This is a genomic window from Flavobacterium sp., assembly GCF_044361015.1.
Classification (GTDB): domain Bacteria; phylum Bacteroidota; class Bacteroidia; order Flavobacteriales; family Flavobacteriaceae; genus Flavobacterium.
On sequence record NZ_JBIKJL010000021.1, the window covers coordinates 21,041 to 36,289 of the forward strand.

At 32.1% G+C, this 15,249-nt stretch carries 16 protein-coding genes and 1 pseudogene; 7 read left to right on the forward strand and 10 right to left on the reverse strand.

Annotation, left to right across the window (positions count from 1 at the left end):
- Nucleotides 1-33: 33 nt before the first annotated feature.
- Both ACIQ2Z_RS07075 and ACIQ2Z_RS07080 read left to right on the forward strand, forming a co-directional pair.
- The gene (locus ACIQ2Z_RS07075; RefSeq protein ID WP_396183446.1) at nt 34-492 is read left to right on the forward strand and encodes a hypothetical protein; all 459 of its coding nucleotides are present in this window, start codon (nt 34-36) and stop codon (nt 490-492) included.
- An 89-nt stretch (nt 493-581) separates the two neighbouring features.
- The gene (locus tag ACIQ2Z_RS07080) at nt 582-1,244 is read left to right on the forward strand and encodes a hemolysin III family protein (protein WP_396183447.1); all 663 of its coding nucleotides are present in this window, start codon (nt 582-584) and stop codon (nt 1,242-1,244) included.
- Between the two features lies 1 nt (nt 1,245).
- Here ACIQ2Z_RS07080 and ACIQ2Z_RS07085 read toward each other — a convergent pair whose 3' ends face one another.
- The 6 genes from ACIQ2Z_RS07085 to ACIQ2Z_RS07110 all read right to left on the reverse strand — a co-directional run bounded on the left by ACIQ2Z_RS07085 (nt 1,246) and on the right by ACIQ2Z_RS07110 (nt 4,519).
- Nucleotides 1,246-1,599 (reverse strand): hypothetical protein, encoded by a 354-nt coding sequence (locus ACIQ2Z_RS07085; protein ID WP_396183448.1) that lies wholly within the window; start codon nt 1,597-1,599, stop codon nt 1,246-1,248.
- 7 nt (nt 1,600-1,606) lie between these two features.
- Nucleotides 1,607-1,978 (reverse strand): hypothetical protein, encoded by a 372-nt coding sequence (locus ACIQ2Z_RS07090; RefSeq protein ID WP_396183449.1) that lies wholly within the window; start codon nt 1,976-1,978, stop codon nt 1,607-1,609.
- Nucleotides 1,979-1,994: 16 nt separating this feature from the next.
- Entirely contained in the window at nt 1,995-2,234 is a 240-nt protein-coding gene (locus tag ACIQ2Z_RS07095) for a YtxH domain-containing protein (RefSeq protein WP_396183450.1), read from the reverse strand.
- Between the two features lie 17 nt (nt 2,235-2,251).
- Complete coding sequence (locus ACIQ2Z_RS07100) at nt 2,252-2,413, reverse strand: lmo0937 family membrane protein (RefSeq protein ID WP_396183451.1); 162 nt, start codon at nt 2,411-2,413, stop codon at nt 2,252-2,254.
- Between the two features lie 583 nt (nt 2,414-2,996).
- The gene (locus tag ACIQ2Z_RS07105; RefSeq protein ID WP_396183452.1) at nt 2,997-3,722 is read right to left on the reverse strand and encodes a DUF6090 family protein; all 726 of its coding nucleotides are present in this window, start codon (nt 3,720-3,722) and stop codon (nt 2,997-2,999) included.
- A 32-nt stretch (nt 3,723-3,754) separates the two neighbouring features.
- Complete coding sequence (locus tag ACIQ2Z_RS07110; RefSeq protein ID WP_396183453.1) at nt 3,755-4,519, reverse strand: NYN domain-containing protein; 765 nt, start codon at nt 4,517-4,519, stop codon at nt 3,755-3,757.
- A gap of 193 nt (nt 4,520-4,712) precedes the next feature.
- Here ACIQ2Z_RS07110 and ACIQ2Z_RS07115 point away from each other — a divergent pair, with 193 nt between their 5' ends.
- Complete coding sequence (locus ACIQ2Z_RS07115; RefSeq protein WP_396183454.1) at nt 4,713-5,972, forward strand: aminotransferase class I/II-fold pyridoxal phosphate-dependent enzyme; 1,260 nt, start codon at nt 4,713-4,715, stop codon at nt 5,970-5,972.
- A 49-nt stretch (nt 5,973-6,021) separates the two neighbouring features.
- On the opposite strand, the gene ACIQ2Z_RS07120 is transcribed toward ACIQ2Z_RS07115, so the two are convergent.
- Nucleotides 6,022-7,155, reverse strand: coding sequence for a GTP cyclohydrolase (locus ACIQ2Z_RS07120; RefSeq protein ID WP_396183455.1), 1,134 nt, complete (start codon nt 7,153-7,155; stop codon nt 6,022-6,024).
- Between the two features lie 4 nt (nt 7,156-7,159).
- Nucleotides 7,160-8,125, reverse strand: coding sequence for a transporter (locus ACIQ2Z_RS07125; protein ID WP_396183456.1), 966 nt, complete (start codon nt 8,123-8,125; stop codon nt 7,160-7,162).
- 120 nt (nt 8,126-8,245) lie between these two features.
- On the opposite strand from ACIQ2Z_RS07125, the gene ACIQ2Z_RS07130 reads away from it, so the two are divergent.
- From ACIQ2Z_RS07130 to ACIQ2Z_RS07145, 4 genes are read left to right on the forward strand one after another with little or no spacing between them, the layout of a single operon-like run.
- Nucleotides 8,246-8,488: a DUF4834 domain-containing protein gene (locus tag ACIQ2Z_RS07130; protein ID WP_396183457.1), complete on the forward strand. Its 243-nt coding sequence runs from the start codon at nt 8,246-8,248 to the stop codon at nt 8,486-8,488.
- A gap of 32 nt (nt 8,489-8,520) precedes the next feature.
- The gene (locus tag ACIQ2Z_RS07135) at nt 8,521-10,950 is read left to right on the forward strand and encodes a YfhO family protein (RefSeq protein ID WP_396183458.1); all 2,430 of its coding nucleotides are present in this window, start codon (nt 8,521-8,523) and stop codon (nt 10,948-10,950) included.
- On the forward strand, nt 10,943-12,274 hold the full coding sequence (locus ACIQ2Z_RS07140) for a glycosyltransferase family 4 protein (RefSeq protein ID WP_396183459.1): 1,332 nt from the start codon (nt 10,943-10,945) through the stop codon (nt 12,272-12,274). Before ACIQ2Z_RS07135 ends, ACIQ2Z_RS07140 begins: the two co-directional genes overlap by 8 nt.
- Before the next feature lie 4 nt (nt 12,275-12,278).
- Entirely contained in the window at nt 12,279-13,754 is a 1,476-nt protein-coding gene (locus tag ACIQ2Z_RS07145) for an oligosaccharide flippase family protein (RefSeq protein ID WP_396183460.1), read from the forward strand.
- A gap of 109 nt (nt 13,755-13,863) precedes the next feature.
- Here the strand turns inward: ACIQ2Z_RS07145 and ACIQ2Z_RS07150 are convergent, their stop codons facing one another.
- Both ACIQ2Z_RS07150 and ACIQ2Z_RS07155 read right to left on the reverse strand, forming a co-directional pair.
- On the reverse strand, nt 13,864-14,505 hold the full coding sequence (locus tag ACIQ2Z_RS07150; protein WP_396183461.1) for a hypothetical protein: 642 nt from the start codon (nt 14,503-14,505) through the stop codon (nt 13,864-13,866).
- 221 nt (nt 14,506-14,726) lie between these two features.
- Nucleotides 14,727-15,249 (reverse strand): annotated as a pseudogene (locus ACIQ2Z_RS07155) (excinuclease ABC subunit A); the annotation flags it as partial.

Here is a 15,249-nt window from a genome sequence, read left to right on the forward strand (position 1 = left end):
ACTAGGTAGGCCATTGGAATGTATGCAAATAATATGCCGACGATTGTGTACCAAAGGGGTGATGGTAGCAAGTTTACATGTGATAGTGAAACTGATGTTCAACCTACATCTAACAAACTTCAATTTAAATTTTATGAAAATACTGACTTATCTAGTAGAAATAGTGAAGAAGAAGTTTTTGTTTTGGAAGATACTATTTTGAAAAATGGTGAAGAGTTGTCAATTATTTCAGAAGATTTAGAAATGTCAAGAACTATAAACCTAGAAACTGGTTTGGAGTCTTATATTATTTACAGAAAAACTACAAATAGTGAGGATGCTCAATTTCGTCCTGGTGCACCAAGAATTGAGTTTGGATATTTCTATAATGGTGGTGACTTTTGGATTGCTGGTAATTGGTATCATGGAGATAATGGACAAAGTCTTTTTGTGCCAGGTAGTGCAGCAACAAAATATTTAAATAATATTTGCGGCTGGTCAAATGTAGCATAGTAAACATTGGAGAAATGACACAAAAATAAATAAAGAAATGAGAGATATAAGGAGTAGTTATTTGACCTGAAAATAGATAGCAAAAAGGATTGTTTTTCCTTAAATTTGTTGTTATTAAAACGAAACGAATACAAACTCCGAAAGAAGAATTTTATAATACTTTATCCCATGGCATTGGAATTGTTTTTTGCTTAATTGAGATGCCTCTTCTTTTAAAAATAACGTATGGGCAGCACGATTTGACGATGTTTATTTCAGTGCTTATTTTCGGGTTTGGTATGCTGTTTGTGTATACTTTTTCAACGTTTTATCATGCTACTAAATCCCAACGGGCAAAAGATTTGCTGCAAATTGGGGATCATATCAGTATTTATTTTTTAATAGCAGGGACTTATACGCCGTTGATGGCTAAGTATTTGAAGTCGGACCATGCAATGCTTTTTTTGGGAGTGATGTGGTCTATTGTAGCGGCAGGAGTTGTTTTTAAACTGTTTTTTACGAAACGTTTTAAGTTTTTTTCAGTTTTACTTTATTTAGCTTTAGGTTGGATGATTGTATTTGTCATTGACCCGTTGATTGACTCAATGCCATTTTTAGTCTTTTTATGGATTATGATTGGCGGATTGAGTTATACGCTTGGGGTTTATTTTTATGTTAAGGACAACAAATTTTATTTTCATGCAATTTGGCACATTTTTGTATTGTTGGGAACGATAGCTCATTTTATAGCTGTTTATTTGGCAATAGGGTAGTTTATTCCAATTCAGTCTCACCCAAAATTTCCTCTTCTTTTTGAACGATTTTTTTGGTGATGAAAAACTGAACTAATGTTCCGGCAATTTGTTTAAACCAGTTGCTTGATGCACCGATTAATATTTTTTTGCTCAGATATCCACCTGCAATTCCGACTAATCCTTGAATTAAGTGATTTCTGATATCGGGAGAAGAAGTTACTTCAGCCAAGGTACTTTTAATGAGGTTTAATGGTTTTAAACTCATGTAAGTTACTTGAAGTTGTTCTTTAAAAGCAATGAACTCTACTGCCTGTTTGGCTTTGAGGTGTTCAATTTTGGCTTTAATGGGTTCTATTTCAGTTTTATTTTTCATGATATTATTATTCATAAAGTCCAAAAATGATGAATTGACGTATTGGTTTTTCGATCCATTCTCTACGAAAAGTGTAAATAAGAAGTGCAATTGTAACGTGTATTCCTCCCATGACAAAAAAGCCCAAATAAGTTTTTCCTAATAATTCACCCACCCAAAGAGCAACTCCAATGGTAATTACAAAAATGAAAAGTGTTGTTACAGCAAATAGGGTCAATCGTGTAATAATGGAGGATACCATATCGGCTGTTTTGTCGATCGCATTGAGTTTTAGCAATTCTATTGAAGTCTTGCTATAATCTTCAGCTTTTTCAAAAAGCGATTCGATGATTCTTTCCTGACTATTCTTTGTTTTTGTATTTAAAATTGGAGTTACCATTTGTTTAAGCTTTGGATTAAACTTCTACGTTTTTGGAAACATACTCTTTAGCGTCTTTCATAACACCATTGTATTGGTTTGTTACATTTTCATACAAGGAATCAAATTTGTTTTTTAATTCACCGGCATAATCTTCGCCTTTGTTTAAAATCATTTTTCTTGTTTTTGAACCTTTGTGAGGAGCGAATAAAATTCCTAAAAGAGCTCCCGCAGCTAAACCACCTAATACACCTAAAATTACTTGATTATTTTTCATGATAAAAATTATTTACGTTATAAATTACTGTTATTTCCTCCTCGAATTACTCTAAGAATTATCGCAATTATGGCGATAACTAAAAGGATGTGAATAATACCTGTGGTTCCGTATGCAAAAAAACCAATTGCCCACATGATGATTAAAATTACGGCTACATAGTATAATAAATTGCTCATTTTGATAGAATTTAAAAGTTATTAATGTTTGTTTATACTAAATTTTTAAAAGGAAGTGTCAAAAAATATGTTTTTAAAATACTGTTGTGTTTTTTGATACTTACTTTTTAGATAGATAATTAAATGATATAAGAATAGATGAAAGTTCGTCTTTTGTTTTTCCTGGTTTTACCAATAAGTGAGATAACATCACATCATTTTGACTTTTCAGTGGCTAAGTTTACTTAGTTAGATAAGCTAATTTTAATTTTCATTTCTATTATCATTGTTTTATAAATTTGATTTAGAGTAAAGTATTTTCCTTATATTTAAAGTAAATTATTTTACTAATTTATTACCATACAAAGGTCGCTTCAAAATCATTAAATAGAGTTACACAACTTTTTTGATTAGTTACAAAATTCCCATATTTCAGTATTTTTCGTTTTTTGATTTGATGTATTTTAAAATGAAAGGCATGAGTATACTCATTTTTTTCACCTGTGATGTGAAAAATAGTTAAAACTATTTCAGTTCATCAACTTGGCAATTCCATATAATTACCATTTTGATGATAAGGAGTAAAATTTTTGTAGAAATGAATTTAATTTAAGCGAGCTTCAATTCTGGGTAATAAAATTTTTGCGTTCTTATTAAAAGTGTCTAAAATAGATTTTAAATTTTTAACGATTAAAATGCGTTGCATTGCTACTCGATTTTTAAAATCGGTACTGTTTACCACATAGTTTAAAAAATCTTCATTTTTAATTCTTTCTTCATGATTCAAATAAAACCAATCATGATTTTCTTTCCAATATTTTAAATTTCCGGCAACATCGTTTTTGATATGTTCATTGATTATCTGACTTAAGTCAGTAATTTGACTGTAAAACATCAAAATATCTGAAGCTAATGAATCTTTCGCTTCATTTTGATTGTCAAAATACCCTTTCAGCATTTCATATCCTTTTGTTTTAAACGATAATGGTGCGTGTACATTTATAATGTTTGCACATCTTTCACAATTAATATAATCTTCACGAGTCATTTCATTTTTTAAAATTCTATTGAAAATACTATCTCCCTTTTTGAAATTATCCTCGGTTTGATGAAAAATCAGGGTGTCACTTTTCATATCGGTTTCGATATTTTTGAGAATAGTAAGATAGAGTCGGTGTTGTTTTCTGTTTTCATTCCAATTGTTTATAGAAACAGCAATTAAAATTCCTATTACAACTAAAAAAATTTCACCAACGGCATATTTTAAGTAATTTATGAATCTACCTTCTTTAATATATTTATATCGAATGTTACGAAAGAATTTGAGCATTTATGACGATTTATTAAAATGAAAAATTAAGTTTATTTCAACCGAACATAAACATGTTTAATTCCTTTTTTGTCTAATTCTCGTTCGTGTATTTCCAATAAATGAGTCAATGATTTCATGAGTGGAGTTAGTTTTGAAAAACCGTAGTTTCGAGGATCAAATTCGGGTTTCTTTTTTACGATAAGGTTACCTACGTCACCTAAGAAAGCCCAACCATCATCTTCTGCAATGTCTTCAATACTGGATTCGATGATATCAATAGTGTCTACATCAATTTTAGATAATGCTTTTTCGTCTTTTTTCTTACCATCAGCAGAAGCGTTAGTAGATACTACTTTTTTCTTTTTAGCACCTTCAATAACTTCAATAAAGATAAACCGATCACACGCAACAATAAATGGGTTAGGTGTTTTCTTCTCGCCGATACCAATTACTTTCATACCTGATTCTCTAAGTCGAGTGGCTAATCTGGTAAAATCACTATCGCTGGAAACAATGCAAAAACCATCAACTTTATCAGAATATAGAATATCCATGGCATCGATAATCATAGCAGAATCGGTTGCATTTTTACCGGTAGTGTACCCATATTGTTGAATTGGAGTGATCGCATTTTCAAGCAATACACTTTTCCAACCTTTGTCGGGTAATTTTGTCCAATCACCATAAATTCTTTTTGTGGTAGGGGTTCCGTATTTTGCAATTTCTTCCATCATTCCCTTAACATTGCTGAAGGGAACATTGTCAGCATCAATTAATACGGCCAGTTTTAAATCATCTTTATCTCGTTGGCTCATGAATAGGTCTATTTTTCTACTTCAAATATAGTTAAAATACCTCATTTTAAACATATATTGATAGTAAGTTGAGAACTAAAACACTCCGTTTTACAAATCTTGTAATTTCGCAACTAAAAATAATATGAAATAATTATAGAAATGTTTACTTTTGTCGCGTTTTTACACACCAAATTAAATACATTAATTTATCATGGTTAAAGATTTATTCGAGAGAATTCAAAACAATAAAGGTCCTTTAGGAAAATGGGCTTCACAAGCAGAAGGTTATTTTGTTTTTCCAAAATTAGAAGGCGAATTGGGACCTCATATGCAGTTTCAAGGAAAAGATATTTTAAACTGGAGTTTGAATGATTATTTAGGATTAGCTAATCACCCTGAAGTACGTCAAGCAGATATTGATGCAGCAATTCAATATGGTGCAGCCTATCCGATGGGAGCCCGAATGATGAGCGGTCACACGAATGCACACGAGCAATTGGAGAATGAATTAGCTGCTTTTGTTAAGAAAAAATCAGCTTATTTGTTGAACTTCGGATACCAAGGAATCATGTCAACTATTGACGCATTGGTTACTAAAAATGACATTATCGTTTATGACGTTGATGCACACGCTTGTATTATTGATGGCGTTCGTTTACATATGGGAAAGCGATTTACTTATCGTCACAACGATCTGGAAAGTATGGAGAAAAACCTTCAACGTGCTACTAAAATGGCTGAAGAAACAAGTGGAGGAATTCTATTTATTACCGAAGGGGTATTTGGAATGCGTGGTCAACAAGGAAAATTGAAAGAAATTGTTGCCATGAAAGAGAAATACAATTTCCGTTTGTTAGTTGACGATGCACATGGTTTTGGTACACTGGGAAAAACAGGAGCCGGAGCAGGTGAGGAGCAAGGTTGTCAGGATGGAATTGATGTGTATTTCTCTACGTTTGCAAAATCCATGGCAAGTATCGGAGCATTCATTGCTGCAGATAAAGATATTATTGATTATTTAAAATACAATTTACGTTCGCAAATGTTTGCCAAAGCATTGCCAATGATTCAAACAGTTGGAGCTTTGAAACGTTTGGAATTATTGCGTAATCACCCGGAATTGAAAGATAAATTATGGGAAAATGTAAATGCGTTGCAAGCAGGTTTGCGTGCCAGAAATTTTAATATTGGTGACACCAACACCTGTGTAACACCGGTCTATTTAGAAGGAAGCGTGCCGGAAGCCATGGTTATGGTAAATGATTTAAGAGAAAACTACGGTATTTTCCTTTCTATCGTTATTTATCCCGTTATACCAAAAGGAATAATTTTGTTGCGAATGATTCCTACGTCGTCACATTCAATAGATGATATTGACAGAACTTTAACTGCTTTTGAAGCCATTCGTGAAAAATTAGTGAATGGAACGTATAAAAAAATTGCAGATGCGACTACGGTTGATGTTTCTTAAAAAAGAGAAAAAGAAGAAAGAATGACTAGTACTAAATAATCAGTATCGATTATATAGGACTAGTCAATAAGCTTTTGCTATAGGTTCTTCGTTTTCTATCCACTACCGAATTAAAGTTTTTCCATAAATTGTGAATGGCGTTGTTTTCTTCCAATTCGGGCGTGCGGTTGCAGTGTTCGATTCCTTTCGCTTTAAAAACGTGGTAGTAGTGTTTAAAAATGAGTGCGGTTACGCCTTTGTTTTGGTATTCTTCTTCGATGCCGATTAAATAGAACAAGACTGCTTTACTATGTTTTTTAGCTTTCAACAAATGATAAAATCCAAAGGGAAACAACTTACCTTTTGCTTTTTGAAGAGCTTCCGAGAAATCAGGCATGACAATACTGAACGCAATTACTTTACCGTTTTTGTCTTCAATAAAGGCAATGTATTCCGGATTGACAAAAGGAATGTATTTCTTTTTAAAATACTCTTGTTGTTTTTTTGAAATGGGTACAAACGAAGCTAAACGAGCATAGGTTGTATTGAATAATTCAAACATGCGATCTACATACGGTAAAATTTCGTTCGTATTTTTAAACGTAATAGTTTTGAGTTGGTAGCGGGTTTTAATCAATTCGGCTGCTTTGGCAAACGTTTCTTCTTTTACATCAGCAAAGGAGAATACACTTTCAAAAAATTCTTTTTCTTTTACAAACCCTAATTGCTCCAAATGGTCTTTGTAATACGGATAATTGTACCACGTTATCATATTTCCGGGACGGTCAAAACCTTCTACAATAATACCGACTTTGTCTAAATTTGAAAAACCAACAGGTCCTTCAACTTGTTCTAAGTTGTTTTTATGCCCAAGTTCATATACTTTCTTTAACAATGCTTTTGTAACGGCTACATCGTCTATGACATCCCACCAACCAAAACGGACTTTATTTTTCTTGAGAATGTTTACTTCTTCCCAATTGATAATGGCAGCCATTCTCCCAACGATTTTACCATCGCGATAGGCGAGATAAAAATAGGCTTCGGCATTATCAAAAACGGGGTTCTTTGTTTTGTCAAATGTTTCCAATTCATCCTTTATTAGGGGCGGAACCCAATAGGAATGATTTTTATATAAAGAAAACGGAAATTTAACGTAATCGGTTAAACTCTTTTTTGAAATGGCTTCAACTATAGTTATCATATGCTTATCCTTCAACTTCGTCAACTCGTTTCTTAGCTTCTTTCTTTTGTTTGTCTTTTTTCTTTTTCGAACCGGCTCTTTTTTCTTCTCCTTCTCCTATTTCCACTTTTATCGGTTGGTATTTTTCGTCAAATCGCCAGGAAATGCCCACGCCACCATAAAGAATGGACGGAGTATCTTTAAAATTAGTACTGATAGAGGCATCAATTTGTAAATTTGATTGAAGTAGATAGGCTGCACCACCTCTTAGAATAGAATCGGAATAATAATCGCCACTAATTCCTTGGTTTTCAATAAAACCCGACCATTTTTCATTAAATCCTCTGGTTAAAGTTAAAATATAAGCCAAAGAACTGTAATCAGTGGTAAATTTGTCATAATAAATGTTGGTGACTAAAACCCAACTTGTTCCAAAATGATTTTGAGCAATAATCATGACTTTCGGACTCACAGTTGGTTCATTCGGATAAGCATAATCTTCATTGACGACACCTATATTTGCACCAGCATATACGGAAACAGCCGGAATAAATTGTCTCCATTTAAATCGATGATTTGCTTTCCAACTGTAAATATTAGGCTTTTCTTCATAATTCTTAAAAGGATCATAAAGAAGGTATTTTGCTCCCACAACTAAAGAACGAAATCCACTACGCGTTTCATCAACTAAGTTTGAATAATACTTATCATATTGGTATTTAGAATTTATAATCACTTCTAATTGTTCAAAGTATAAGCCATATCTAAAATCTAAATCTAATCCCATTCCGTTAGAATTATAACGAGCCGCATCATGATCTTCTTTAAAACCATAGATTCCGGTTTCCATTTGGAACACCGTTTTTCCAACAGAAAAGGCAGACATTGATTGTCCGGGTCTATTTGAATTAATCATGTCGGTGTGTTGAGCAATAACAAAACTAACAGAGAAATTAAAGACAAAAAGGAAGGCGATTTTTAAGTTTTTCATAGTGAAGCTTTCTAGTAGAATAGATATAAAAACCAAAAATAAGACTTTTTATTATTTATTTAAGATTGTTAGTTTATTTTTGAAGAAGGTATTTCTTATTTTTACCAAAATTATTGACTTATGCAGACAGCATCTTTTACGGGACTTATGAGAACACTCCTTATTCTGATAGGGATATACTATGCTTTTAAAATTATAGCCAGAATATTAATGCCAATTATATTGCGTAAAATGGTACAAAAGGCAGAACAAAATTTCAAACAACAAACTCAAAATCAACCCCAACAAACCGCTTCTAATTTCGATAAACCAAAGGTTAAAAAGGAAGTAGGAGAATATATTGATTATGAAGAAGTTGAATAAATAATTTCTTTATTAAAAATTATAAAAAGTTTATGAAATATTTTCAAAAATCGCTTCCTCATTTATTATCCTTATCTGGATTTATCCTTATTTCGTTAATTTATTTTTATCCTGTTTTACAAGGAAAAATGATTTTGCAATCTGATATTGTTCAATATACAGGAATGGCAAAAGAACAAAATGACTTTAGAGCAACAACTGGTGAAGAACCTTTTTGGACAAATGCAGCTTTTGGCGGGATGCCTACATATCAACTTGGAGCACAATATCCCCATAATTATGTCAAAAAATTGGATAGTGCCTTGCGTTTTTTGCCTCGTCCGGCCGATTATTTGTTTTTATATTTTCTTGGTTTCTATGTTTTGTTATCCATTTTAAAAGTTGATCCACTGAAAGCCTTTTTTGGTGCGTTGGCTTTTGGATTTTCGACTTATCTTATTATTATTCTTGGCGTGGGACATAATGCAAAAGCCCATGCAATTGCTTATATGCCGATGGTAATTGCAGGAGTTATTTTAGTATTTCAAAAACGATTTATTGTTGGCGGTTTATTAACTATGGTTGCCGCTGCATTAGAAATTCAGGCCAATCACTTTCAGATGACCTATTATCTGTTGTTACTACTTTTAGTACTTTCGGGATATTATATTTTTCAATTTTTAAAAGAAAAAGATTTTAAATCAATTGGAATTGCTTTTGGTGTTTTCTTCTTTGCGGGAATTTTAGCGTTGGGAGCTAATGCCACTAATTTAATGGCAACAGCTGAATATACTGAGTTTAGTACGCGAGGAAAAAATGAATTGACCATCGGAACCGAAGGTGAAAAAATAGAGAATAAATCAGGAATGACCTATGAGTACATCACCGAATACAGTTATGGAATTGCCGAAAGTTTAAACTTGATAGCTCCTCGATTATTTGGTGGAGCCAGTAATGAAAAATTGGATGAAACCAGTAATTTATACGAATTTTTCATTGGCATAGGAGCTCCTGAAAATGAAGCTTTAGATTATGCAAATGGATCACGAGTATATTGGGGAGATCAAACTAGCGTTGCTGCTCCTGCATACATTGGAGCTATTGTTTTCTTTCTTTTTGTGTTGGGCATGTTTACCGAGAAGAGTAAATTGAAATATGCTTTTTTAGCAGGAGCAATTTTTTCATTAATGCTTTCTTGGGGAAAAAATTTTCCAATACTGACTGACTTTTTTATTGACTATTTTCCTTTGTATAATAAATTCAGAGCTGTTTCATCCATTCAGGTTCTTTTGGAATTATGTGTTCCCGTTTTAGCTATTATGGGATTGAATTCGTTTTTTAAATTAGAGAAAGATCAACAATGGCAAGCACTTTGGAAATCAGCAGCAATTTCATTGGGTATTTTAGCTTTGCTCATTGTAGTGAAAGGAATGTTTAGCTTTTCTACTGAAAGCGATGCTTATTTCAAACAGGCTTATGGAGAAATTGGTCAACCTTTTATTGATGCTTTAAAGGAAGATAGAAAAGCAATGTATACATCCGATTTACTTCGTTCAATGGGATTAATATTTACTGTTTTTGCTGTTTTTTGGTTGTTTATCAAAAATAAATTATCCCAAACCATTGCAGTAGTTTTAGCAGGGTTACTGATGGTTTTAGATTTATATGTAATTGACAAAAATTATGTGAATGCGGATGATTTTGTAAATGCACGTCAGGTAGATGAACCTTTTCAACCCACTCCGGCAGATTTAGAAATTTTAAAAGATACTGACCCAAATTTTAAGGTTTTTGAACCGGGACAAGGAATGGCTGGAGGAAGGACTTCTTATTTTCATAAAGCTATTGGAGGTTATAGTGCTGTAAAACCTCAACGAATTCAACAATTGTATGATTACCAAATTGCTAAAAATAATATTCAGGTGTTAAATATGCTAAATGTGAAATATGTAATTCAAACAACAGAAGAGGGCCAAGCAATTCCTTTAAGAAATCCGGATGCCAACGGTAACGCTTGGTTTGTTGAAAACATTAAGATAGTTGATTCTGCTGATAAAGAAATAAAAGCCTTAGATAGTTTGGATACTAAGAAAATAGCGGTAGTACATAAAGAATTTTATTCTAATACAAAAAATAATGCCTTTATAAAAGATAGTTTAGCAACCATAAAGTTAGAAGAGTATAAACCTAATTATTTAAAATATACAGCTCAAAATGCAAATGATGGTGTTGCCATTTTTTCTGAAATCTACTATCCAAAAGGATGGAAAGTTACTATTGATGGAAAAGAGGTAAAGGAATTCAGAGCAAATTTTGTTTTGAGAGGTTTGTCAATTCCGGCAGGAAAACACACGATTGAATTTAAATTTGAACCGGAAGTTGTTAAAAAAGGAAGTTCAATTGCTTTGTTTAGTTCGATAGGAATGTTGATGCTTTTATTAAGTGGTTTATATATTGAATCAAAGAAAAAAAAGGTTGATTAATACAATTGAAAAAGAAATTTTGAACGGGAAACCAGCAGAAATTAAAAAAATCCTAATCATAACCTACTACTGGCCTCCAGCTGGTGGACCCGGCGTGCAACGTTGGCTGAAGTTTGTAAAATATTTACCTGATTTTGGGTTTGAACCCCATGTTTATATTCCAGAAAATCCAACTTATCAGATTATTGATGAAAAGTTGATTGCTGAAGTATCTTCAAAAGCAATAATCATCAAAAAGAAAATCAGAGAACCTTATAGTTGGGCCTCTTTTTTTTCAAAAAAAGACACTCAGAAAATTAGTTCAGGAATAATTCCAAGTAAGAAGAAACAATCATTAGTAGCTAAATTTTTACTATGGATTCGAGGAAATTTGTTTATTCCGGACGCACGAATTTTTTGGTTAAAACCATCGGTTGAGTTTCTAAAGAATTATATTCAGGAACATCAAATAGAAACCATTATTACCAGTGGTCCTCCGCATAGTTTGCATTTGATTGGTTTGGAACTTAAAGAGCAATTAAATGTAAAATGGATAGCTGATTTTCGTGATCCTTGGACGACTATTGGTTACCATAAAGAGTTGATGTTAACAGTAAAATCAGAAAATAAACATAAAATATTAGAAAAGAAAGTACTCTGTTCTGCTACAAAAATTAGTGTGACTAGTCCATCCACAAAGATTGATTTTGAAAAAATAACCAACCGTCCCATTGCTGTAATTACCAATGGTTATGACGTTGAAGATGTTTCTAAAACTTTGTTAGACGAAAAATTTACCTTAGCACATATTGGTTCGTTTTTATCCGAAAGAAATCCAAGAATTCTTTGGAAAGCTTTGAAAGAATTAGTCAAAGAAGAGCCTGGTTTTGAATCTGATTTCAGGTTAAAACTAATTGGAAAAATTAGTCAAGATGTTTTAGATTCCATAGCTGAATTTAAATTATCAAAATATGTAGATAATTTAGGTTATGTCTCACACCAGGAAGCAATAATGCACCAACGTAAATCTCAGGCTTTATTACTAATTGAAATAGATTCTGAGGAAACACGATGCATTATTCCCGGAAAATTGTTTGAATATATGGTTTCTGAACGTCCAATTATAGCTATTGGCCCAAAAGCTTCTGATTTTGAAATGATTTTAAAAGAATCAAATACAGGAACTTTTTTCGGATATGATGAAAAAAAGCGATTAAAAAAAACGATTTTAGCTCATTATTCGCTCTATAAACAAAGTAATTTAAAAGTTTATCCTGTAGGTTTACAAAATTACACCCGTAAAAATTTAACCCAACAGTTAGTTAATTTCATCAACGAAACATAGTTTTATGGGAATTGTACTCAATCAATCCGTTAAAAACACCGTCATAACCTTCATTGGTTTTGCTATTGGTGCGGCTAATGCTTTGTTTATGTATACTCATTTTTTAGGTGAAGATTATTATGGTTTAACTGCTTTTTTATTATCTTCTGCCAATATTATGATGCCTTTGATGGCCTTTGGTATTCAAAATACCTTGGTTCGTTTTTACGCTGAACACCAAACGGAAGAAGATAAATCCCGTTTTTTAAATTTAGTTTTAGTGCTTCCGTTACTCATTATCATACCCGTTTTTTTAATTTTATTTTTTTTCTATCCTGAAACAGCTTCTAAGCTTTCAGTTGAAAATCCAATTATTTATGACTATGTATGGATAATCCCGGTGATTGGCTTATTTATGGGGTATTTTGAAATTTTTTATGCTTGGGTCAAAGTTCATTTAAAAACGGTTTTCGGTAATTTTTTAAAGGAAGTTTTGTTACGTGTTTTTATTAGTATTTTTCTTTTTGCCGTTTATTTTGGTTGGATAACTACCATCCAATTTGTTTACAGTTTAGTTTTTATTTACTTAACTATGATGTTGATTATGGCAATTGTGGCTTTCAAAATAAGAAGACCACAATTCTATTTGAAGTTTCCAAAAGAGAAAAAAGAAATAATCATATATTCTGCTTTTATCATTTTTTCCTCCAGTATCGCTGTGATGTTGTTGGATATTGACAAGTTTATGATTGGTCAATATATTCCTTTAAAAGAAGCCGCTTATTATTCGGTTGCTATTTTTATTGCTTTAACAATTTCAGTTCCTATAAGGGCTATGCACCAAATTACGCATCCGGTTACGACAGATTTAATGGCTCGAAAAAAGCATACTGAGCTGAATGATTTGTACAAAAAAGCATCTATCACGCTTCAGGTTATAGGAGGTTTAATTATGCTTGGAATTTTAACAAATATTCATCAAGTTTATGCTTTATTGCCTGAAAAATATAGTGGTGGAGTAGCGGTTGTTTTTATTATTTCAATTTCAAAATTTTTTGATTTGATGTTAGGCAACAATAATTCAATTATTTTTAATTCTAAATATTACCGAACCGTTTTGTTGTTAGGAGTTTGTTTAGTTGTTTTAACCGTTTCGCTGAATATGTATTTTATTCCTAATTTTGGAATAGAAGGAGCTGCATTGGCCACGCTATTATCGATAGGATTATATAGCTTAGCTAAATTTTTATTTGTAGTGATCAAGATGGATTTGTTTCCATTCACAAGGAAAACATTGCTTTCACTGGGAATAATTGGGTTGACTTTTATAGCTTTTTATTTTTGGAATTTTCCTTTTCATCCCATTATTAATATCATTTTAAAGTCAGTTTTACTATCATTTTTTTATTTGGTTTTAAATTACAAATTAAAAATTTCAGTAGATATTAATGATGTAATAGAAAAGATTTTAAAAAGAATACATATTATGAGGATTGAATAGTTGACTATTAATAATTGAAATCTTATTTAAATAAAAAGCCCTGCTATTTGAGGTTTTCACAGGACTTTCATCAACCAAACTTAACCAAACTAACTTTTAACTAACTCTACTACATTCTTATTTTTTTATCTTTTTTGTCTTCAATTAATGCTTTAGTACCATCTTCTTTGTAGTAGTAATAAGCATCATTGTTATAGGCATAATCTGTATTTGTATAATAATTTGAGCTTCCATAATAGGTTGTTGTTACATATCCATAAGCACGGGCTCTCATTTTGACCTCACCAAACATATCTACTAAATGACCTTTACGGTTATACACAAGTTCCATACCACCGATTTGTGTAAGGGCAAATCTATTGTAACGCATATAAACGCTTCCAATTCTGTTTACACGGTTTTGGCTGTCATAGTTGATAAAAACGTTACCAATTCTTCGAACTCTTCCAAAACCATCGTGTTCTATCCGTACACCAAAGTTACCAACGGTTGAATTTCCTCTGACAGTGGCTCCACGTTTGTAATAGTAACCACCTTGACTATCTTGTGGACGGGTATTGAAATCGAAATCACCATTTAAGAAAACGTAAAATTCAATTTCGCGTTCCATAAAAACGATTGGTTCTGCGTCCATATAATGTATAGCTACATTATGTCTTCTGTCGGTATCAGTATCCATAGTGGTTTCTGATGCAAAAGCCAAACTTCCAATAAGCAAGTTAAAGGCTACTAAAAGGGTAATTTTTTTCATGACACATTCGATTTAAACTTTTTAATCTGAACTCGTTTCAGATTCTTGTTTAAGTATTTTCAATTGTTGTGCCAGAAATGATTTTTAAGTTGTGAATGAGTTGTTAATGATTTTTAAGCTATTGATTTTTAGTGTTTTAATCGTCAAATAGAGTGTGGAATATTGAGAAATAAATATCAAAAAATCAGATATAAGAATACAGATATTTATTAAACTAAAAGTTATCTTAACTTTTCTTTTAAATATTTCCCGGTAATCGATTTTGGGTTTTTAGCCACATCTTCCGGTGAACCAAAAGCCATAAGTTTACCTCCATTTTCGCCACCTTCAGGACCAATATCGATGATGTAATCGGCACATTTGATTAAATCAAGATTATGTTCAATAACAATAATCGAATGACCTTTTTCAATCAAGGCTTCAAACGAGGCCAATAGTTTTTTAATATCATGAAAATGTAAACCTGTTGTAGGTTCGTCAAATACAAAAAGGGCTTTGTCTTTTGTAGTTCCTTTGACTAAAAAGGAAGCAAGTTTTATCCGTTGAGCTTCACCACCGGAAAGAGTAGACGATGACTGTCCTAATTGTACATAACCTAATCCTACATCTTGAAGCGGTTGCAATTTTTGAACAATTTTAGCCTGATTTTGTTCTTTAAAAAAAGCTAAGGCATCGTCAATGGTCATGGTTAATATGTTGTCGATGTTTTTGCCTTCAAATTGAACTTCCAGAATTTCTTTTTTG

Excerpts from the sequence above, each read along its gene's own strand:
- ACIQ2Z_RS07115 (WP_396183454.1), top strand. The coding sequence starts at position 4,713 with ATGGTTAAAGATTTATTCGAGAGAATTCAAAACAATAAAGGTCCTTTA.
- ACIQ2Z_RS07085 (WP_396183448.1), bottom strand. The coding sequence starts at position 1,599 with ATGAAAAATAAAACTGAAATAGAACCCATTAAAGCCAAAATTGAACAC.
- ACIQ2Z_RS07105 (WP_396183452.1), bottom strand. The coding sequence starts at position 3,722 with ATGCTCAAATTCTTTCGTAACATTCGATATAAATATATTAAAGAAGGT.
- ACIQ2Z_RS07110 (WP_396183453.1), bottom strand. The coding sequence starts at position 4,519 with ATGAGCCAACGAGATAAAGATGATTTAAAACTGGCCGTATTAATTGAT.
- ACIQ2Z_RS07075 (WP_396183446.1), top strand. The coding sequence starts at position 34 with ATGCCGACGATTGTGTACCAAAGGGGTGATGGTAGCAAGTTTACATGT.
- ACIQ2Z_RS07145 (WP_396183460.1), top strand. The coding sequence starts at position 12,279 with ATGGGAATTGTACTCAATCAATCCGTTAAAAACACCGTCATAACCTTC.
- ACIQ2Z_RS07090 (WP_396183449.1), bottom strand. The coding sequence starts at position 1,978 with ATGGTAACTCCAATTTTAAATACAAAAACAAAGAATAGTCAGGAAAGA.
- ACIQ2Z_RS07125 (WP_396183456.1), bottom strand. The coding sequence starts at position 8,125 with ATGAAAAACTTAAAAATCGCCTTCCTTTTTGTCTTTAATTTCTCTGTT.
- ACIQ2Z_RS07120 (WP_396183455.1), bottom strand. The coding sequence starts at position 7,155 with ATGATAACTATAGTTGAAGCCATTTCAAAAAAGAGTTTAACCGATTAC.
- ACIQ2Z_RS07135 (WP_396183458.1), top strand. The coding sequence starts at position 8,521 with ATGAAATATTTTCAAAAATCGCTTCCTCATTTATTATCCTTATCTGGA.
- ACIQ2Z_RS07150 (WP_396183461.1), bottom strand. The coding sequence starts at position 14,505 with ATGAAAAAAATTACCCTTTTAGTAGCCTTTAACTTGCTTATTGGAAGT.
- ACIQ2Z_RS07130 (WP_396183457.1), top strand. The coding sequence starts at position 8,246 with ATGCAGACAGCATCTTTTACGGGACTTATGAGAACACTCCTTATTCTG.
- ACIQ2Z_RS07095 (WP_396183450.1), bottom strand. The coding sequence starts at position 2,234 with ATGAAAAATAATCAAGTAATTTTAGGTGTATTAGGTGGTTTAGCTGCG.
- ACIQ2Z_RS07100 (WP_396183451.1), bottom strand. The coding sequence starts at position 2,413 with ATGAGCAATTTATTATACTATGTAGCCGTAATTTTAATCATCATGTGG.